Origin of the sequence: Jujubicoccus corallicola, from assembly GCF_047345645.1 — a bacterium.
Taxonomy (GTDB): domain Bacteria; phylum Pseudomonadota; class Alphaproteobacteria; order Rhodobacterales; family Rhodobacteraceae; genus JBLEFH01.
In genome coordinates this window covers 326,524-344,259 of the sequence record NZ_JBLEFH010000003.1, presented here as the reverse complement: position 1 = coordinate 344,259, position 17,736 = coordinate 326,524, and the positions used below count along the sequence as shown (strand labels likewise).

Genomic DNA, 17,736 nt, shown 5'->3' with positions numbered 1-17,736 from the left:
TTTCGTAGGCGCGAAACTGCCGACGGTGGCTATTTTTCGCGTGGTGGGCGGGGTTTGTAGTGCGGCAATTGCCAGCCGAACTGGATGGCACCGGCGCGCAGGCAAATGGCCACCGCGCCGCAGATCAGGGTTGCGGTTATCTCGCTAAGGCCGAGCATGGTTGCGGCCATGAAGGCGCAGCCCGCGGCGAAGGCGGCGGAGACGTAGAGCTCGCCATCTTTGAGGACCCATGGCACCTCGTTGCAGACGACATCGCGCGCGATGCCGCCGACCGAGCCGGTGACCATGCCCATGATGATGATAATGGGCCAGCTGACATTATGGTCGAGCGCCACGGCAATACCGGCAGGGACAGCGACGGCGAGGGCGAGCGCGTCGAGCCAGCGGATCGCGGAGCGGCGGTTTTCCAGAAGGGGAGCGGTGAAGAATACGAGAAGCGCGGCGGCGCAGCCGACGAAGATGTAGCTGGGGTCGGCGATCCAGAAGACGAAATCGCGGTTTAGCACCACGTCGCGGACCGTGCCGCCCCCGACGCCGGTGAGGCAACCGATGAAGAAAAAGCCCACCAGATCCAACTGCGCGCGGCTGGCGGTGAGCGCACCGGTCAGGGCGAAGACGAAGACGGAGGCGAAGTCGAGGATCTGGACGAGGGTCATTTGAAAGGCGCCATGCCATCGCGGGCAAGTTGATCCGCGCGTTCGTTTTCCGGGTGGCCCGCATGGCCCTTCACCCATTGCCATTCGATGTCGTGCCGCTGCGTGGCCTCATCTAGGGCGCGCCAGAGGTCTTCGTTTTTCACCGGCTTTTTCTGAGAAGTTTTCCAGCCGTTGCGTTTCCAGCCATGTAGCCACTTGGTGACGCCGTCGCGCACGTAAACGCTGTCGGTCACGAGGGTCAGTGTAGTCGGGCGGCCAAGCGCATTCAGCGCTTCGATGGCGGCGGTGAGTTCCATGCGGTTGTTGGTGGTTTCGGCCGCGCCGCCGTTTAACTCGCGCTCTTTCACAATCTCGTCGCCTTTCTTGGCCACAAGCAACGCGCCCCAGCCACCGGGGCCGGGATTGCCTGAACAGGCGCCATCGGTATAGGCGAAAAATGCGGTCATGCGGGGATATCGTCCAGCGCAATATGGCCTTCATCCGCCGCGACGCGGGCGAGCCAGTCCTTCAGAGCGGGCATTCCCGACAGGTCATACCCGCCGCGCTCTTCGGCGGTGTGGGTGTATGCGTAGAGCGCGAGATCGGCGACGGTGATGGTGTCTCCGGCGAGATAAGGCGTTTCCTGAAGCTGGCGCTCCATCAGGACGAGGATGGTTTGTCCGGCCTCCAGCAACTCGGCGAGGCGCTCCGGTTTGGCCGTTGCGCGCAGGTCAGGGTAGAAGTTCAGCGATGCGCGCACGGCGATCACCGGCTCATGACGGTTTTGCTCGAAGAACATCCATTCGTGAACCTTGGCGCGGGCATAGCGGTCGCCCGGCAGGAACCGCGTGCCTTCCGCGAGATAAAGCAGAATGGCGTTGGATTCCGCGAGGACGCGGCCATCATCCAACTGCATGAACGGCAGTTTGCCGAGCGGGGAGAGCGGCTTGGCGTCTTCCCATGCGGCGCTGCCCGCCTCACATGCGACATGCCGATAGTCCTGCCCAAGCTTTGCGAGCAGCAGGCGGATTTTGTAGCTGTTGCCGGAACTGGGCATGGAATAGAGCGTGAGCATGGCAGCGCCTTTCAGAGTTTTGCGTTCAATATCCGGCTTGGCGCGGAAGGCAAAGCCCTGAAATCACAGAGCGGCGGTCAGCAGACACAGCACGACAATCGCCGTGAGCGGGACGCGCAGCCAAGGCCACCAGCGCGGCGCGAGACCAGCGGCGGTGAACATGATGTCGGCTGCAAGGAGCAGCGCGAAGCCGGGGGCGAGCAGCAGGCAAGCCGTTGCCGCATCTGCCGAAGCCGCGTAAAGCGCCCAGAGTGCGGGCAGGACCGCGACGACCAGTGTCAGCCAACCGCGGGTCGCGCCGAAACCCCAGAGCGCGCCGCCCATGAAGCTCAGGATGATCACGCCATATTGCGCGAGCAGGGTGATGCCGTCATAGGACAGCGGCAAGCGCTGTTCGTGGAAATTGCCGATGGAGGGGAAGAGGACGCAGAGCGCGCCCCATAGGAACGGAATCAGGCCGAGACCGCCGAGGATCAGCGCCGGGCGAGGGATCTCTTTGACGCCGTTTTGCATGGATGGGGCCGCCCGGCTCATGACGCCACACGCAGGACGCGCGGCACCTTGAACTCGATATTCTCTTCGGCGGTGGTCACGAATTCTTCGGTCACGTCATAGCGATCCTTGAATGCATCGACGACCTCATTCACCAGCACTTCGGGGGCCGATGCGCCTGCGGTGATGCCGATTCTGGCGATGCCGCCGAGGGCGCGCCAGTCGATATCATCCGCGCGCTGGACGAGCTGCGCATAGCTGCATCCGGCCTTGCGGCCCACCTCGACGAGGCGCTGTGAGTTGGACGAGTTTGGCGCGCCGATCACCAGCAGCGCGTCGATCTTCGGGGCCATCGCTTTCACGGCTTCCTGCCGGTTGGTGGTGGCGTAGCAGATATCTTCTTTATGCGGTCCGATAATGGCCGGGAACCGCGCGTTGAGGGCGGCCACGATGTCCTTGGTGTCATCCACAGATAGTGTGGTTTGCGTGATGAAGGCCAGCTTTTCGGGGTCGCGCGGCTCGATCTTCGCCACGTCGTCAACCGTCTCGACCAGCAGAACCTCGCCGGGTGGCAGTTGGCCCATGGTGCCGATGGTTTCCGGGTGGCCCGCATGGCCGATCATGATCATTTGCAGACCGTTTTCGGAATGCCGCTCGGCTTCGATATGCACTTTGGAGACGAGCGGGCAGGTCGCATCCACATAGATCATATTGCGGCGCTCGGCCTCGGCGGGCACGGCTTTCGGCACGCCATGGGCCGAGAAAATCACCGGGCGATCCATCGGGCATTCGTCCAACTCCTCGACAAACACCGCGCCTTTGTCGCGCAGCTCATCGACGACATATTTATTATGCACGATTTCGTGGCGCACATAGACCGGCGCGCCCCATTTCTGGAGCGCCATTTCGACGATTTTGATCGCGCGGTCCACGCCCGCGCAAAAGCCGCGCGGTGCGGCGAGATAGAGATGGAGGGGAGCTTTGGCCATGCGAAGGTCTCCTTGTTCAGGCGCGTTATACGCGGAGACGGCGAGGCCAGCAATGGGGGCAGCCCGTGAGCTGCGCCCCGCACGGGATCAATTTATTTGGCGTTCAGCGCCGCGATTTCATGCGGAGCGAGGCCCAGGAAAAGGTCCATCAGGGACGGACGGCGGTTTGCTTTCGGCGCGTTGTTTGCCGAACGGGTGTAGTAAGCGAAGTATCCAAGCATTGGTGTCTCCAGTGTTAGCGTTAACTTGCGGCCTAGCTAGGCCCGCTGCGCCGGGAGAACCAGAGGTGAAAAAATATACCCGCCATACGAAAATCGCATGGCGGGTCACGTGCATGTTAAAGTCGCGAGCTGCGGTTAGTGCTTGTTTTTGCTCAGGCTCGCCTCGCGGTCTTCGCCGCGCAGATCGAACACGCCGTAACTGGCAACGAGCAGGAAGCAGACGGCAGGGACGACATAGGAGGTCGCCGCGCCATAAGCGTCCATCGTGGCGCCGTGGACCATCGGCATCAGTGCGCCGCCGAGGATGGCCATGACGAGACCGGCGGAACCGAATTTGGTGTCCTCACCAAGGCCATGCAGCGCGATACCGTAAATCGTCGGGAACATCAGCGAGAGGCACGCGGAGCAGAACACCACCGCCCAGACACCCGCGATGGTGGGCGTGCTGACCGCGAAGAGGCAGAGCGCGGCACCGGCGGCACCCATCAGCGTGAGCAGCAGGGCCGGGCGGATGAAACCCATGAGCCATGTCATGATGAAGCGCGAGATCAGGAACACCAGCAACGAGTATTGCAGGTAGCGGCCCGCATTGGCCTCATCGCCGCCGATGGCTTCCATCACATATTGAATGGTGAAGGTCCAAACGCAGGTCTGCGCGGCGACGTTGAAGAACTGGGCCAGCACGCCGAAACGGTAGTGTCGGTTGGCGAGCAGGCGCTTCAGGGTCGGGCCGAAGCGGACGTTATGCGGATCGTCGGAGGCGGTTTCTTCCTCGGTCGGCATCTTGTGGAGCGCGATGGCGATCCAGATGGCGAGCAGGACGAAAGCGAAGCCAACATAGGGGAGCATGACTGCCTGAAGCTCTTCGGAGCGGACGGCGAGGCGTTCGGCCTGGCTCATCGCTTCCCGCTCGGCCTCGGTCGCCGAGTTGAGTTTCGGCAGAATGAAGGTCGCGGCGAGGAACACGCCGATATTGGTGCCGACCGGGTTGAACGCCTGCGCGAAATTGAGGCGGCGGGTGGCGTTTTCATCCGGACCCATGGCGATCACGAAGGGGTTCGCCGAGGTCTCCAGGATCGAGAGGCCGCCCGCGAGGGTGAAGAGCGCCAAGAGAAAGAAGCCATACTGCATGGTCAGGCTGGCCGGGTAGAACAGCATTGCGCCCGCAATAGCGCAGCCGAGCCCGGTCAGAACGCCGACCTTGTAGGAGAATTTGCGGTTAATGAAAGCCGCCGGAAGGGCGAGGCAGAAATACGCGCCGTAATAGGAAAACTGCACAAGGGAGGCCTGAAATGTGCTCATCGAGAACACTTTGGAGAACACTTTTACCAGCGGGTCCGTCATATTCGCGGCCACGCCCCAAGCGGCGAAGCAGGTCACGATCAGGATGAAGGGGATTCGCAAACCTTCATGAAGGAAAGGTTTTCTGCTCCCCATTTCGGTAGCAGTTTCAGCGGTTTGAGACATAGGGTTCCTCCGGGGGGGCTTATGATTGTTGGGTTGACCTAACGTCACAATAGCGAAGAGTCTGGTTAAAATCAAAAAATAAATCAGAGTGATTTAATAATTAAATTTAAGGAAATTTATCCGTCACGTGCCTTGGGCGGAGAGGGTGAGCCAGGCGACGGCGACATAGCGGGCGAATTTCGCGAAACCGACGATGAGCAGGAAAAGCGGGAGCGGGGTGCGCAGGACGCCAGAGATCAGCACCAGCGCATCGCCGAAGGGCGCCCAGCTCAGAAACAGGGACCAGAGGCCGTATTTCTGAAACCAGCGCTCGGCTTTCTCAAGCTGCTCTGGCTTTAGTGGGAACCAGCGGCGATCCTTGAAATGTTCGATCTCGCGGCCGATCCAATACATGATGAAACTGCCGATCGTGTTGCCGACCGAGGCGACGAAGAGCAGTAACCAGAGCGGGAAACGGTCGCCCAGAACCAGCGGGATGAAGACAATTTCTGACTGGAACGGCAGAAACGTCGCTGCGCCGAGGCATGTTAGAAACAGCCCCGCAAGGATGCTGAGCGACGCGATCACAGCGCGGCGCGGATATCGGCAAAAACGGCGCGGAACATCTCGGGCGTGAGCCGCCCGGTATTTGTGTTGTAGCGGGAGCAGTGATAGCTGTCGAAAACCATAAGCCCATCCAGATCATGCCGGGCCTGATGCGCGAAAGGGTAATCCTTGAGCCGCGCGCCGAGACCGCGGATGAGCGTATCATGGGCGATGCGGCCAAGACAGAGGATCGCCTTAAGATTTTTCAACGCGGCGATCCGGTCCAGCATAAAGGGGCGGCAGGTGTTGACCTCTTCACCGATGGGTTTGTTTTGCGGCGGCACGCAGCGCACCGCGTTCGAGACCATCGCGCCGGAGAGTTTCAGCCCGTCGTCGATGCGCGCATCAAATTTACCATTGGCCCAGTCATATTCGGTCAGCGTCTCGTAAAGCAGATGCCCTGCATAATCGCCGGTGAAGGGCCGCCCCGTTCGGTGCGCGCCCTGAAGGCCCGGCGCGAGGCCGAGCACCAAAAGCTCCGCCCCTTCATCGCCAAAACTCGGGACGGCGCCGGCGAACCAGTCAGGGTTCTTTTGGGCGCTGTCTTCGCGAAAGGCGACGAGGCGGGGGCAGAGTTGGCAGTCTTTCGGCGGTTCCGGCTTAATCTTCATCGCGCGGCGGACGGCCGATCACGTCGCGCAGATCCGCCAGATCAATGAAGTTGTCGCATTGACGGCGCAGCTCATCGGCGATCATCGGCGGCTGCGAGCGCAGGGTCGAGACGACCGACACACGCACGCCCTGCCGTTGCAGCGACTCAACGAGCGAGCGGAAATCGCCATCGCCGGAGAAGATCACAGCATGGTCGAGATGGGGAGCCAGCTCCATCGCATCGACGGCCAGCTCGATATCCATATTGCCTTTGATCTTGCGGCGGCCCTGCGCGTCGGTGAACTCCTTGGCGGGCTTCGTCACCATCGAAAAACCGTTATAATTCAACCAGTCCACCAGCGGCCGGATCGGGGAGAATTCGTCATTCTCCAGCATCGCCGTGTAATAGAACGCGCGCAAAAGCTTGCCGCGGCGCGCGAATTCCTCGCGGAGCAGTTTGAAATCTATATCGAACTCAAGCGCCTTTGCGGCGGAATATAGGTTCGACCCGTCAATGAACAAAGCAAGGCGGTCATCCTTGTAAAACATGGTTTCCTCGGCACATAATAAAATCGTGCAGACAATAAGGTGTGATCGTGAATGAGCAAGAGGGAAAGGGGGTTGCACTTATTGCCATAGGTGCAAACTTGCCGACGGCGTATGGAAATGAGCGCGAGACGGCGCGCGCTTTGATGGAGAAATTGAGCGGGCTCGGGCGGATTGTGGCGCGCAGTAAACTCTATGCGACGGAGGCAGTTCCGGCCGGCAATGGGCCCGATTATTGCAATGCCGCACTCTTGCTGGAGACAGAACACGCGCCCGGTGCGCTCCTCGATGCGATGCACCGGATCGAGGCCGAGGCGGGGCGTCTGCGGACGGATCGCTGGGGCGCGCGCGGTGCGGATCTGGACCTCATTGCTTATGATCGGCTCATCAGCCCCAATGAGGAGCGTTGGCGCTACTGGCGCGATCTGCCCTTTGAGGATCAGAAGATTTTCGCGCCGGACGAGTTGATCCTGCCGCATCCGCGCCTGCAGGACCGGCTCTTTGTGCTGCTCCCCTTGAAAGACATCGCACCGCGCTGGACGCATCCGGTGACGGGCGACAGTGTCGATACGATGATCTCGGCGGCGCCGGTCATGAAGATAGATCCCATTGATGCGTAAGGGCCTTCTGCCCTTGCGTTTTGGGCGCGGCGACGTTATGTCTGTGCCTTCACGAATCTTTCAGGAGACATCCGCCTCGATTGGGGCAGATCTCTTCGATGTTTTGACCGGAAGGAAACCCTATGGCGCGCGTTACTGTCGAAGATTGCGTTGACAAGGTCCCGAACCGTTTTGAGCTTGTGATGCTCGCGGCGCACCGTGCGCGTGAGATCTCTTCTGGTGCCGAGCTCACCGTTGATCGCGATAACGACAAGAACCCCGTCGTTGCCCTCCGCGAGATCGCCGACGAGACGCAACCGGCGGATGAGCTGCGCGAAAGCGCCATCGAGTCCCGCCAGCGTCAGATCGAGGTGGACGAGCCGGAAGACGACAACATGGCGCAGCTTCTGGGTCAGGCCGAGGCCGACGACAAGCCCGAAGAAAACGACATGGCGGAAGAAGATCTCCTCCGCGCTCTGATGGAAGCTCAAGGCGAGCAGTAAGGATAAGGCAAACGGGATGGCGGGGGACGTGCAGGCACTGGCTGAGCTGATCCCCGTCGACACACTCGTTGGCACGGTTCAGAGTTACAACCCTGCCAGCAACACCGCCCGGATCCGCAAAGCCTATGAATTCGGCCGCGAGGCGCATCGCGGCCAATATCGCAAATCTGGTGAAGAATATTTCACCCACCCGGTCGAGGTGGCGATGCTGCTCGCGGAGCAGCAACTCGACGACGACACCATCATCACCGCCCTTCTGCACGATACCGTGGAGGACACCGAGGCGACCCGCGCCGATCTCGGTGATCTCTTTGGCGAGAATGTGGCGGATCTCGTCGATGGCGTCACCAAGCTGACCAATCTGGAACTGTCCAGCGCCGCGACCCAGCAGGCGGAGAATTTCCGTAAGCTTCTCATGGCGATGAGCAAGGATCTTCGTGTGATCCTCGTGAAGCTCGCCGACCGCCTCCACAATATGCGGACCATCGAGTCGCTCCCGGAAGCCAAACGGATGCGCAAGGCGCGCGAGACGATGGAAATCTACGCGCCGCTGGCGGGCCGCATGGGGATGATGTGGATGCGCGAGGAATTGGAGGACCTTTCCTTCGCCGTCCTCAACCCTGCCGCGCGCGAGTCCATCATGAACCGGATCGAGCGGGTGCGCGGTGAGGCGGGCGATCTCATCCCGGCCATTATGGACGATATGCGCCGTCTCTTGGTCGAAAACGGCGTTGCGGCAGAGGTCACGGGCCGCGAAAAGCGCCCCTATTCGATTTGGCGCAAGATGGAGGAGCGCAAGGAAGGCTTCTCCCGTCTCTCAGATATTTACGGCTTCCGCATCGTCACGGACACGGTCGAGGATTGCTACAAGATCCTCGGGCTCGTGCATGGTCGCTGGGCCGCCGTGCCGGGGCGCTTCAAGGACTATATCAGTCAGCCGAAATCGAACGGCTACCGCTCGATCCACACCACCGTGTCGGGCCGCGCGGCCAAGCGCGTTGAGGTGCAGATCCGCACCCGCCAGATGCATCAGGTCAACGAGAGCGGGGTCGCCGCCCATTGGTCCTATCGCGACGGTGTGCAGGCGGAAAACCCGTTTACCGTCGATCCGCTGACATGGCTGCAAAACCTCACGGAGCGTTTTGCCGGGGCGGAACATCCCGAAGAATTTCTGGAGCATGTGAAGCTCGAAATGTTCTCGGACAAGGTGTTTTGTTTCACCCCGAAGGGCGAGGTTATCAAGCTGCCGAAAGGCGCGACGCCGCTCGATTTCGCCTATGCGATCCACACGCGGATCGGCAATAGCTGCGTCGGCGCGAAGGTGGATGGTCAGCGGGTGCCGCTCTGGACGCAGCTTCGCAACGGCCAGTCCGTGGTGATTATTCGGGCGGAAGGGCAGAAACCGCAGCCGGGTTGGGAAGAGATGGTTGTGACGGGCCGCGCGAAGGCCGCGATCCGTCGGGCGCTTAAAGAAGAACGGCGCGGCACGAACATTGCCCTTGGCCGCGAAGTCGCACGGGTGGCGCTGGAGCGCGTTGGCAAAAAGGCCAGCGACAAGGCGCTCCGCACCGCGGCGAAGCGTGCCAATTACGAGGATGCGCAGGACATGCTCGCCGCACTTGGTGCGGGAGAGATCGCAGGGCGCGATCTCGTGGGCGTGCTCTACCCGGAGATTCTGCGCGAGGAAAACATCCCGCAATTCCCGGCCGCGCCCGTGATCGTCGGCGTCGAGGAAGACCAGTGGACCAAGATGAGCCCGTGCTGCTACCCGCTTCCGGGCGAGCGGATCATCGGGATCAGCCAGCGCGGGCATGGCGTGCATGTCCACACGATTGACTGCCCGCGCCTCACCGAATATGAGGACGCGCCGCAACGCTGGGTCGACCTCAAATGGTCGGGCGTGCCTTACAAACCCGAACATAAAATCCGCATCAGCCTCGCCATGGCGAATGATGCGGGGGTCCTGGGCCGGATCTGCACATTGATCGGCGAGCAGAACGCCAATATATCGGATCTTGAGTTCACGGACCGCAAACCGGATTTTTACCGTATGAATTTTGAGATCGAAGTACGAGATCTGGAACATTATCACAACGTCCGCACCGCCCTCGAGGCGGATAGCGACGTGGCCGAGGTCGTCCGCCAGCGCGGCAGCGCACAACGCTGAGCGGGCCCGGATATGTTCAAACGGCGCGAGCGCCCTCCTTTCTATCGTCGTCTTATTGAGACCGTTTACCCGCGCGCGGGATGGCGGCGTACGGCGACCTATATGGGGCATCGCGTGCGCCGCCTGCCGGACACGCCGCACCGCATCGCGCTCGGATTTTCCTGCGGCGCCTTTGCCAGTTTCTCGCCGCTTTTCGGCTTCCATTTCTTCTACGCGATGTTCTGGGCTTGGGTGCTGCGCGGCAACATCATCGCCGCCGCCATTGGCACGATTGTCGGCAACCCGATCACGTTCCCCTTCATCGCGACCATGAGTTTCAAGGTGGGCAAAATGCTGACCGGCGGCTCGCATCACGAGGTGGGCGAGGATGTCGATTCCATCTATGAAAGCTTCTCCGCAGCCTTCGGCTCGCTATGGGATGCGATCACGGCACTTTTCGGCGGCGGTCATGCGGATTGGGATCCATTCTTCTCCTTTGTCTCCAATGTGTTTTGGCCCTATTTCCTGGGCGGTGTTATCCTTGGGGTGATCGCCAGCGTCGCGTGTTATTTTGTCGCCAAGCCCGCCATTGCGGCGTATCAAAAACGGCGACGCGCGGCGGTGGAGCGCAAATGGGCGGAGCGTCTGGCGCGCGCGAAGGAGTCCGCGAAAGAAGGAGGCAGCGATGTCTGATCTGCGTCTCGGCGTGAATATCGACCATGTGGCGACCGTGCGGAACGCGCGCGGCGGCGCTTACCCGGACCCGCTTCGGGCGGCGAAAATGGCCGAAGCGGCGGGTGCGGACGGGATCACGGCGCATCTGCGCGAGGACCGCCGCCATATCACCGACGCGGATATCGAGGCGGTGGCGCGGGAGTTGACCGTGCCACTCAATTTCGAGATGGCCGCGACGGAGGAGATGCAGAAAATCGCCCTGCGCCATGTGCCTCATGCGGTCTGTCTCGTGCCCGAAAAGCGCGAAGAAAAGACCACCGAGGGCGGGCTTGAGGTCGCGCGGGAAGAGAACCGGCTGGCGCATTTTATCGCGCCGTTGCGGGAGGCCGGATGCCGGGTGTCGATCTTCATCGCGGCGGACCAGCGGCAGATCGAAGCGGCGCATCGCATTGGCGCGCCGGTGATTGAACTGCACACGGGGGCCTATTGCGATGCCCATGCTGAAGGGCGGTTTGAGGAGCGTGATGCGGAGCTGAAACGCCTCACGGAAATGGCCGCGTTTGCCCATGACCTCGGGCTGGAGGTTCATGCGGGTCATGGCTTGACCTATGACACAGTCGGGCCGATTGCCGCGCTGCCGCAGGTAAAGGAACTGAATATCGGGCATTTCCTGATCGGTGAGGCGATTTTCGTCGGGCTCGATGAGGCGATTAAGGAAATGCGACGCAAGATGGACGAGGCGCGGGCATGAAACTCTTTGCGCTTCTCCCCTTTCTGATCGCCGCGCCGCTCGCCGCGCAAGAGGTCAGCGATTGCCGAGACAACTATATCACCCATGCCGAGAACATCGCCGAGCCATGGGCCGACAACACCGCGACCTTCGCGAATGGCGATGTGCGGATCGCGGTGATGGACACGCTGGAGCCCGCCGCGGCTGCGTTTCATCTGCTGATCCTTTCGCCGCCCTATGGCGAGGCGGGCGAGCGGCAATGCCGCCTTGTTTCCGCGAACAACCGGTCGGGCTTTGCGACACTGACGCTGGACGGGCTCGAGTCCGACTATGATCCCGAAACCGGCCTGACCCTCGTGATGACAGCTGGACTTTTCGGCGCGGATATGACCGAGCCGGAGGAGCACACGCTTATCGTCACGCTCAACCAAGCCAGCGGCGATGTGACGGCGGCGCTGAAATGATCCTCGGCATCGGCACGGATCTGGCGAATATCGAGCGGATCGAAGGCACTTTGGCGCGCTTCGGTGATCGGTTTCGCAATCGGGTCTTTACCGAAACCGAACTGGCGAAAGCTGCGCGGCGCGCTGATGAGGCGGGAACGCTCGCCAAGAGATGGGCGGCGAAAGAGGCTTGTTCCAAGGCGCTTGGCACCGGACTTCGCATGGGGATCAAGTGGAAAGACATGGCAGTGACGAACCTGCCAACCGGGCAGCCCGTCATGCATGTCACCGGCTGGGCGGCGGAGCGGGTGAAGGCGCTGACCCCGGCGGGATATGAGAGCATCCTCCATGTGACGCTGACGGATGATCACCCTTGGGCGCAGGCTTTCGTGGTGCTGGAAGCGCGCCCTTTAGACGCACACACAAAGACAGACAAAACAGCCTTCCAAGGGCAGCCCGTTTCTGTTGACACCAAGGCCCCCGAGGGCCAAGACGGCGGGAATTAAGGAGAGCAGGATATGGCCAAAGCCAAAAAAGAAGGCGGCATTTTCGAAACGATCAAGACCGTTGTGGTGGCGCTCTTGCTGGCCGCGGTGATCCGCACGCTGTTTGTGCAGCCGTTCTGGATCCCGTCCGGCTCGATGAAGCCGACGCTGCTGATCGGCGATTATCTTTTCATCAACAAAATGGCCTATGGCTATTCGCGCTATAGCTGCCCCTTTGCCGTCTGCCCGATCTCGGGCCGTCTTTTCGGGTCCGAACCGGATCGCGGTGACGTCGTCGTGTTTCGCCACCCGGTTCAGGGCGTTGATTTCATCAAACGGGTGATCGGCCTGCCGGGCGATACGGTGTCGATCACGGGTGGCATCATCACGGTGAATGGCGAGGAGATCGCCCGTACCGATGACGGGGTCTTTGAGGAAATCAAGGCGCCACAGGGCGGGTTCCAGAACGTGCCGCGCTGCGCCAATGATCCGGTTGAGGATGGCGGGACCTGTGAGAAAGAACGCTTCACCGAAACGATGGATAATGGCAAGAGCTACAGCGTTCTCGAAATCGGGGCGATGCAGGCGGACAATGTGGCGCAGTTCACCATCCCGGACGGCCAGTATTTCTTCATGGGCGACAACCGCGATAATTCGCAAGACAGCCGCTATCCGCAGAGCGTTGGCGGTGTGGGACTTGTCCCGGCGGAATATCTCCTGGGCCGCGCCGAGGTGGTGATTTTCTCCGCCAAGGGCTCGTCGATCCTGAAATTCTGGACATGGCGTGGTGACCGCTTCTTCACGAGGGTGCGGTGAAGCTTTCTGCGGATCTTCAATCCTTTTGCGACCGTCTGGGCTACCAGTTTCGCAACAAGGCGCTGATTATCGAGGCGATGACCCATTCCTCGCTCTCCACGGCGCAGCGGTCGGACAATCAACGCCTCGAATTTCTGGGTGACCGCGTGCTTGGCCTTGTGATCTCCGAAGCGCTTCTGAATGATGACCGCAAGGCCGATGAAGGCACGCTCGCGCCGCGGTTCAACGCGCTTGTGCGCAAGGAGGCCTGCGCCGAAGTGGCGGAAAGCATTGATCTCGGTGCTGCGCTGAAAATGGGCCGCTCGGAAATGTTGTCCGGTGGTCGCCGGAAACGCGCGCTTCTGGGCGATGCCATGGAAGCGGTGTTGGCTGCGATTTACCTCGATGCGGGCTATGATGAGGCGAAGGCCCATATTCTTCGGCTTTGGGGAAAGCGGATTGGCGATGCGGAAGCGCGGGCGCATGACGCGAAAACCGCGCTTCAGGAATGGGCGCAAGGCCGGGGCATGGCACCGCCGGCCTATGAGGATGTTGGGCGAACTGGGCCGGATCATGCGCCGGTCTTCGAAGTCGAGGTCGCGCTGGAAAGCGGCGAGACTGCCCGCGCTGAAGCGCCGTCCAAACGCGCCGCGCAGCAGGCGGCGGCGGAGAAATTATTGAAGGAGATCAGCAATGACTGATCAAACCACGCGCTGCGGTTTTGTCGCCCTGATTGGCGAGCCGAATGCCGGGAAATCGACACTGACCAATGCGATGGTCGGCGCGAAAGTGTCCATCGTGACCCACAAGGTGCAGACGACGCGCGCGCGTATCCGCGGCGTGGCTCTGGAAGGCGATGCGCAGATTATTTTCGTGGACACACCGGGCCTTTTCAAACCGCGCCGCCGTCTCGACCGCGCGATGGTTTCCGCCGCATGGAGCGGGGCCGGGGATGCGGATCTCGTGGTGCTCATGGTCGAGGCACATCGCGGCATCACGGGCGGCGTGCGCGAGATCATCAACGCGCTGAAAGAGCGGACCCGCGCGCCGGTGGCGTTGGCGATCAACAAGATCGACCGGGTGAAGCGCGAAAAGCTTCTCGGCCTGACGGCGGAGTTGAACGAACTCTATGAATTCGCCGCGACTTTCATGATCTCCGCCGAGAAGGGCAAGGGTGTGCAGGACCTTAAGGACTGGCTCGCCGAGCGTCTGCCGGAAGGGCCGTGGCTCTATCCCGAGGACCAGATCGCCGATCTGCCGATGAAGATGATCGCCGCCGAGATGACCCGCGAGAAGCTCACCCTGCGGCTCCATCAGGAGCTGCCCTATCAGCTCACCGTCGAGACCGAGAAATGGGAGGAGCGCAAGGACGGTTCCGTCGCCATTTACCAGATTATTTACGTCGCGCGGGACGGGCATAAGGGCATTGCGCTCGGGCCGAAGGGGCAAACGATCAAGCAGATCGGCACCGCTGCGCGTGAGGAAATCTCGGAGTTTCTGGGACGCAAGGTCCACCTTTTCCTCAATGTCGCGGTGCGCCCGCAATGGCTCGACGAGGCGGAGCGCTACAGCGAAATGGGCCTCGATTTCTCGGACGGGAACTGATGGCGCGGCTCGCCACCGGCTTTTGGGTGCGGGCCTATCTGGCGCGGCTCGAGCTGGCGGCGATCCCGGCTTATATCACGCAAAAGGGTGATGAAACTGCGGGTGCGGTGCTGGTCAAATGCGCGACGCTGGACGGGCAGGCGGCAGCATTTCAACGCAGCTTTGACCTCTCTTCGGGCGAGCGCATCTGGGTGACGCTGGCCGAGGGCGAGGAGCGCGAGGTGGATGCGGCGCTGGCGCGGCAGAAGGACTTCGACCCGGATCTCTGGATCGTTGAGATTGAGGACCGCCAAGGCCGCACGCTCTTGGAGGAGGAGGGGCTGACGTGATCCGCTGGGAGGATGACGGCACGATCCTGTCCCTGCGCCGCCACGGCGAAACCTCTGCGATTGTTGAGATTTTTACCGCGACGCGCGGGCGCCATGCCGGGCTGGTCCGGGGCGGCGCCTCGCGCAAGATGGCGCCCCATCTGCAACCCGGCACCCATGTGCGGGCCGAATGGTCGGCGCGGCTCGACGATCATCTGGGGGTGTTCAAGGTTGAAACGCTGCGCAGCCGCTCCGCCGCGCTGATGGGGGATGCGACCGCGCTGGCGGTTTTCGGCGCGGTCTCCGGGCTCCTGCGTGCGACGCTGCCGGAGCGCGAGGATCACCCGCGTCTTTACCGTGAAACCGAAGCGCTGTTCGATGCGCTCGGCGCTGGCGATCCCGGCCCCGCTTACGCGCTGTGGGAGTTGGTGCTGCTTGAAGATATGGGATTTGGCCTCGATCTTTCGGAATGTGCGGTTACGGGTGTGACACAGGATTTGGCCTTTGTATCGCCGAAATCGGGCCGTGCCGTCAGCCGCAACGGTGCAGGGGAATGGGCGGCCCGGCTACTGCCCTTGCCGCCCTTCATGCGCGCCGGGATCGACAGCGCCAACCCGGAGGATCTCGCCGCCGGGCTGCGCTTGACCGGACATTTTCTGGAAAACCGGCTCATGCCGGAACTGGGACGGGACCGCTTACCGGAGGCCCGCACCCGCGCGCTTAGTCTGCTTCTGCGTTGACCGCCGCGAAGAGCATCGAGCGCCCGCCTTCTCCGGTCAGAAGCAGTGTCTGCGGGCTGGATTCGGCAAAGCGCATCGCGTCCAGCGCTTCGAAAAACGCCGCTTCGCTTGCCATCTCCGGGCAGGCGCGCTCAGTCACGGCAAGGTTTTCCACCTGAAACCACGGCAGAGGCATCGCTTGCTTGCCTAAAAAACTGTTGCAGGGCGCCTCTCCCGCAATGCGGTTTTTGGAGGGGAAGCTGATCGTGGCCCGATAGGCGATCGGGCTTTCGTCAACTTCGACAAGCTGCCAGCCGCCGCTCCCGGCGGTCGTCGCAATCGTGTCCTGACGTTGCCAATAGCAACCCGAAACCGCCAGCGCGGTACAAAGAAGAAGAAGCGTTTTCATGGCCGCACCTTAGCAGCGCCGCCATGAAAGAACAGGCGCGAATTGCGCGCGCCGGGTCACGCTTTTTCGAGCACCCGGCGGGCGATGACCTGCGCCTGAATCTCCGCTGCGCCCTCGAAAATGTTGAGGATGCGCGCGTCGCAGAGGACGCGGGAGATCGGGTATTCCATCGCGAAACCATTGCCGCCGTGGATTTGCAGGCCCTGATCGGCGCACATCCAGGCGATGCGCGCGCCGAGCAGTTTCGCCATCCCCGCTTCGAGGTCGCAGCGGCGGTCCTCGTCTTTCTCACGGGCGGAGAAATAGGTGAGCTGGCGGGCGATCATGATCTCGACGGCCATCATGGCGAGCTTGGCGGCGACGCGCGGGAATTCGATCAGCGGCTTGCCAAACTGAACACGCTCCTCGGCGTAACGGATGGCGATTTCCATGCCGCATTGCGCGACGCCAATGGCGCGGGCGGCGGTTTGGATGCGTGCCGATTCAAAGGTTTGCATCAGTTGCTTAAAGCCCTGACCCTCGACGCCGCCGAGCAGGTTTTCCGCTGGAACCTCGAAACCGTCGAAGCCCATCTCATATTCCTTCATCCCGCGATAACCGAGCACTTCGATCTCGCCGCCCGAAATGGTCGCGTCGGGGAAGGGGGTGTCATCGGTCCCGGCGGTCTTCTCGGCGAGCATCATGGAAAGGCCGGAATAATTGTCCGTGCTGGGGTCGGTGCGGACGAGCAAGGTCATGAGGTCGGCGCGGGCGGCGTGGGTGATCCATGTTTTGTTGCCGGTGATCTTGTAGGTTTCGCCCTCCTTCACCGCGCGGGTGCGGAGCGAGCCGAGGTCGGAGCCTGTGTTGGGTTCAGTGAACACCGCCGTCGGCAAGATTTCGGCACTGGAGAGTTTGGGCAGGTAATGCTCTTTCTGAGCGTCCGTTCCGCCACCCATGATCAGCTCCGCCGCGATTTCGGAGCGGGTGCCGAGCGAGCCGACGCCGATATAGCCGCGTGAGAGCTCTTCGGAGACGACGCACATGGCGGTCTTGCCCATACCAAAACCGCCGAACTTCTCGGGGATGGTCAGGCCGAACACACCCATTTCCGCCATTTCGTTAATGATCTCAATGGGAATGAGTTCATCCTTCAAGTGCCATTCATGCGCATGAGGGACAACCTTGGCTTCGGCGAAGCGGCGGAACTGGTCACGGACCATCTCGAATTCTTCGTCGAGGCCGGTGTTCCCAAAGGTGGCATTCCCGGCCTGATCGCGCATGAGTTGCACGAGGCGCAGGCGGGCGGCATCGGTGTTGCCGCCTTGGGTCAGCGTGACCACGGCGCCTTGCATCATGTCATGGCGGTCCTCGGCGGAGAGGCCCATATCTTGCGGGCGCACAATTTCGCCCTGCGCCATCGGGATTCCACCGTGAATTTGGGCCAGATATTCGCCGAAAGCGATCTGGAGAATAAGCTGCTCCATCTCGCCGAACTTGCCCTCGTCCTCGAGGCGCGCGGCCCAGCCATGCATCTCGCGGAGCGACTCGACATAGGTGGCGAGCCAGGCGATGGCGTGCGCGGCATATTGGTCCTTTTCCAACGCCTTACCCGACACGCGCCCATCGGTCGCCACGCGCGCGCGCAGGCTGGTGCGGGCTTTATCAAGAAGCGTCTCCGCAGTCGGAATGGCCTCTTGCGTGAGCTTGAGAAGGTCGGGCAGGATAATCTCGGACAT

At 61.7% G+C, this 17,736-nt stretch carries 24 protein-coding genes; 12 read left to right on the top strand and 12 right to left on the bottom strand.

The window, feature by feature from the left end; all coding sequences use genetic code 11:
* Window positions 1-29: 29 nt before the first annotated feature.
* The 10 genes from ACMA5I_RS06985 to ACMA5I_RS06940 form a co-directional block, all read right to left on the bottom strand.
* A complete protein-coding gene (locus ACMA5I_RS06985) occupies window positions 30-656 on the bottom strand; it encodes a TRIC cation channel family protein (protein WP_525885514.1) in 627 nt (208 codons plus the stop codon).
* Window positions 653-1,102, bottom strand: a complete 450-nt coding sequence (gene rnhA / locus ACMA5I_RS06980) for a ribonuclease HI (RefSeq protein ID WP_525885513.1) — start codon at window positions 1,100-1,102, stop codon at window positions 653-655. Before rnhA ends, ACMA5I_RS06985 begins: the two co-directional genes overlap by 4 nt.
* Complete coding sequence (locus ACMA5I_RS06975) at window positions 1,099-1,710, bottom strand: glutathione S-transferase N-terminal domain-containing protein (protein ID WP_525885512.1); 612 nt, start codon at window positions 1,708-1,710, stop codon at window positions 1,099-1,101. Before ACMA5I_RS06975 ends, rnhA begins: the two co-directional genes overlap by 4 nt.
* Before the next feature lie 63 nt (window positions 1,711-1,773).
* Window positions 1,774-2,223, bottom strand: coding sequence for a DUF3429 family protein (locus tag ACMA5I_RS06970; protein ID WP_525885511.1), 450 nt, complete (start codon window positions 2,221-2,223; stop codon window positions 1,774-1,776).
* A 17-nt stretch (window positions 2,224-2,240) separates the two neighbouring features.
* Window positions 2,241-3,191: a 4-hydroxy-3-methylbut-2-enyl diphosphate reductase gene (ispH, locus tag ACMA5I_RS06965; RefSeq protein WP_525885510.1), complete on the bottom strand. Its 951-nt coding sequence runs from the start codon at window positions 3,189-3,191 to the stop codon at window positions 2,241-2,243.
* 92 nt (window positions 3,192-3,283) lie between these two features.
* Complete coding sequence (locus tag ACMA5I_RS06960; RefSeq protein ID WP_525885509.1) at window positions 3,284-3,412, bottom strand: hypothetical protein; 129 nt, start codon at window positions 3,410-3,412, stop codon at window positions 3,284-3,286.
* Between the two features lie 135 nt (window positions 3,413-3,547).
* A complete protein-coding gene (fucP, locus tag ACMA5I_RS06955) occupies window positions 3,548-4,879 on the bottom strand; it encodes an L-fucose:H+ symporter permease (protein WP_525885508.1) in 1,332 nt (443 codons plus the stop codon).
* 123 nt (window positions 4,880-5,002) lie between these two features.
* Window positions 5,003-5,446, bottom strand: coding sequence for a VTT domain-containing protein (locus tag ACMA5I_RS06950; protein ID WP_525885507.1), 444 nt, complete (start codon window positions 5,444-5,446; stop codon window positions 5,003-5,005).
* A complete protein-coding gene (locus ACMA5I_RS06945; protein ID WP_525885506.1) occupies window positions 5,443-6,075 on the bottom strand; it encodes a uracil-DNA glycosylase in 633 nt (210 codons plus the stop codon). Before ACMA5I_RS06945 ends, ACMA5I_RS06950 begins: the two co-directional genes overlap by 4 nt.
* Window positions 6,065-6,604: a LabA-like NYN domain-containing protein gene (locus ACMA5I_RS06940; RefSeq protein WP_525885505.1), complete on the bottom strand. Its 540-nt coding sequence runs from the start codon at window positions 6,602-6,604 to the stop codon at window positions 6,065-6,067. Before ACMA5I_RS06940 ends, ACMA5I_RS06945 begins: the two co-directional genes overlap by 11 nt.
* A 41-nt stretch (window positions 6,605-6,645) precedes the next feature.
* On the opposite strand from ACMA5I_RS06940, the gene folK reads away from it, so the two are divergent.
* The 12 genes from folK to recO all read left to right on the top strand — a co-directional run bounded on the left by folK (window position 6,646) and on the right by recO (window position 15,630).
* Entirely contained in the window at window positions 6,646-7,221 is a 576-nt protein-coding gene (gene folK / locus ACMA5I_RS06935; RefSeq protein ID WP_525885504.1) for a 2-amino-4-hydroxy-6-hydroxymethyldihydropteridine diphosphokinase, read from the top strand.
* A gap of 122 nt (window positions 7,222-7,343) precedes the next feature.
* A complete protein-coding gene (gene rpoZ, locus ACMA5I_RS06930) occupies window positions 7,344-7,703 on the top strand; it encodes a DNA-directed RNA polymerase subunit omega (RefSeq protein WP_525885503.1) in 360 nt (119 codons plus the stop codon).
* 46 nt (window positions 7,704-7,749) lie between these two features.
* A complete protein-coding gene (locus ACMA5I_RS06925) occupies window positions 7,750-9,870 on the top strand; it encodes a RelA/SpoT family protein (RefSeq protein WP_525885667.1) in 2,121 nt (706 codons plus the stop codon).
* 12 nt (window positions 9,871-9,882) lie between these two features.
* Window positions 9,883-10,542, top strand: coding sequence for a DUF2062 domain-containing protein (locus ACMA5I_RS06920; RefSeq protein ID WP_525885502.1), 660 nt, complete (start codon window positions 9,883-9,885; stop codon window positions 10,540-10,542).
* Entirely contained in the window at window positions 10,535-11,275 is a 741-nt protein-coding gene (locus ACMA5I_RS06915) for a pyridoxine 5'-phosphate synthase (RefSeq protein WP_525885501.1), read from the top strand. The genes ACMA5I_RS06920 and ACMA5I_RS06915 overlap by 8 nt, the downstream gene beginning before the upstream one ends.
* A complete protein-coding gene (locus ACMA5I_RS06910; RefSeq protein WP_525885500.1) occupies window positions 11,272-11,718 on the top strand; it encodes a hypothetical protein in 447 nt (148 codons plus the stop codon). Before ACMA5I_RS06915 ends, ACMA5I_RS06910 begins: the two co-directional genes overlap by 4 nt.
* On the top strand, window positions 11,715-12,203 hold the full coding sequence (acpS, locus tag ACMA5I_RS06905; RefSeq protein WP_525885499.1) for a holo-ACP synthase: 489 nt from the start codon (window positions 11,715-11,717) through the stop codon (window positions 12,201-12,203). The genes ACMA5I_RS06910 and acpS overlap by 4 nt, the downstream gene beginning before the upstream one ends.
* Window positions 12,204-12,215: 12 nt before the next feature.
* Window positions 12,216-12,998, top strand: a complete 783-nt coding sequence (lepB, locus tag ACMA5I_RS06900; RefSeq protein ID WP_525885498.1) for a signal peptidase I — start codon at window positions 12,216-12,218, stop codon at window positions 12,996-12,998.
* Entirely contained in the window at window positions 12,995-13,678 is a 684-nt protein-coding gene (gene rnc, locus ACMA5I_RS06895) for a ribonuclease III (RefSeq protein WP_525885497.1), read from the top strand. Before lepB ends, rnc begins: the two co-directional genes overlap by 4 nt.
* The gene (gene era, locus ACMA5I_RS06890; RefSeq protein WP_525885496.1) at window positions 13,671-14,582 is read left to right on the top strand and encodes a GTPase Era; all 912 of its coding nucleotides are present in this window, start codon (window positions 13,671-13,673) and stop codon (window positions 14,580-14,582) included. Before rnc ends, era begins: the two co-directional genes overlap by 8 nt.
* Window positions 14,582-14,911, top strand: a complete 330-nt coding sequence (locus ACMA5I_RS06885; RefSeq protein WP_525885495.1) for a DUF1491 family protein — start codon at window positions 14,582-14,584, stop codon at window positions 14,909-14,911. The genes era and ACMA5I_RS06885 overlap by 1 nt, the downstream gene beginning before the upstream one ends.
* On the top strand, window positions 14,911-15,630 hold the full coding sequence (gene recO, locus ACMA5I_RS06880; RefSeq protein ID WP_525885666.1) for a DNA repair protein RecO: 720 nt from the start codon (window positions 14,911-14,913) through the stop codon (window positions 15,628-15,630). The genes ACMA5I_RS06885 and recO overlap by 1 nt, the downstream gene beginning before the upstream one ends.
* On the opposite strand, the gene ACMA5I_RS06875 is transcribed toward recO, so the two are convergent.
* On the bottom strand, window positions 15,611-16,018 hold the full coding sequence (locus ACMA5I_RS06875; RefSeq protein ID WP_525885494.1) for an META domain-containing protein: 408 nt from the start codon (window positions 16,016-16,018) through the stop codon (window positions 15,611-15,613). The two genes, recO and ACMA5I_RS06875, sit on opposite strands and share 20 nt — an antisense overlap.
* Window positions 16,019-16,074: 56 nt before the next feature.
* On the bottom strand, window positions 16,075-17,736 hold the full coding sequence (locus ACMA5I_RS06870; protein ID WP_525885493.1) for an acyl-CoA dehydrogenase family protein: 1,662 nt from the start codon (window positions 17,734-17,736) through the stop codon (window positions 16,075-16,077).

Coding starts and splice junctions, on each gene's coding strand:
- ispH (WP_525885510.1), bottom strand. CDS start 3,191: ATGGCCAAAGCTCCCCTCCATCTCTATCTCGCCGCACCGCGCGGCTTT.
- rpoZ (WP_525885503.1), top strand. CDS start 7,344: ATGGCGCGCGTTACTGTCGAAGATTGCGTTGACAAGGTCCCGAACCGT.
- rnhA (WP_525885513.1), bottom strand. CDS start 1,102: ATGACCGCATTTTTCGCCTATACCGATGGCGCCTGTTCAGGCAATCCC.
- ACMA5I_RS06970 (WP_525885511.1), bottom strand. CDS start 2,223: ATGCAAAACGGCGTCAAAGAGATCCCTCGCCCGGCGCTGATCCTCGGC.
- ACMA5I_RS06975 (WP_525885512.1), bottom strand. CDS start 1,710: ATGCTCACGCTCTATTCCATGCCCAGTTCCGGCAACAGCTACAAAATC.
- era (WP_525885496.1), top strand. CDS start 13,671: ATGACTGATCAAACCACGCGCTGCGGTTTTGTCGCCCTGATTGGCGAG.
- ACMA5I_RS06960 (WP_525885509.1), bottom strand. CDS start 3,412: ATGCTTGGATACTTCGCTTACTACACCCGTTCGGCAAACAACGCGCCG.
- ACMA5I_RS06985 (WP_525885514.1), bottom strand. CDS start 656: ATGACCCTCGTCCAGATCCTCGACTTCGCCTCCGTCTTCGTCTTCGCC.
- ACMA5I_RS06885 (WP_525885495.1), top strand. CDS start 14,582: ATGGCGCGGCTCGCCACCGGCTTTTGGGTGCGGGCCTATCTGGCGCGG.
- lepB (WP_525885498.1), top strand. CDS start 12,216: ATGGCCAAAGCCAAAAAAGAAGGCGGCATTTTCGAAACGATCAAGACC.
- ACMA5I_RS06920 (WP_525885502.1), top strand. CDS start 9,883: ATGTTCAAACGGCGCGAGCGCCCTCCTTTCTATCGTCGTCTTATTGAG.
- ACMA5I_RS06910 (WP_525885500.1), top strand. CDS start 11,272: ATGAAACTCTTTGCGCTTCTCCCCTTTCTGATCGCCGCGCCGCTCGCC.
- ACMA5I_RS06945 (WP_525885506.1), bottom strand. CDS start 6,075: ATGAAGATTAAGCCGGAACCGCCGAAAGACTGCCAACTCTGCCCCCGC.
- acpS (WP_525885499.1), top strand. CDS start 11,715: ATGATCCTCGGCATCGGCACGGATCTGGCGAATATCGAGCGGATCGAA.
- ACMA5I_RS06915 (WP_525885501.1), top strand. CDS start 10,535: ATGTCTGATCTGCGTCTCGGCGTGAATATCGACCATGTGGCGACCGTG.
- fucP (WP_525885508.1), bottom strand. CDS start 4,879: ATGTCTCAAACCGCTGAAACTGCTACCGAAATGGGGAGCAGAAAACCT.
- ACMA5I_RS06940 (WP_525885505.1), bottom strand. CDS start 6,604: ATGTTTTACAAGGATGACCGCCTTGCTTTGTTCATTGACGGGTCGAAC.
- ACMA5I_RS06870 (WP_525885493.1), bottom strand. CDS start 17,736: ATGTCCGAGATTATCCTGCCCGACCTTCTCAAGCTCACGCAAGAGGCC.
- ACMA5I_RS06875 (WP_525885494.1), bottom strand. CDS start 16,018: ATGAAAACGCTTCTTCTTCTTTGTACCGCGCTGGCGGTTTCGGGTTGC.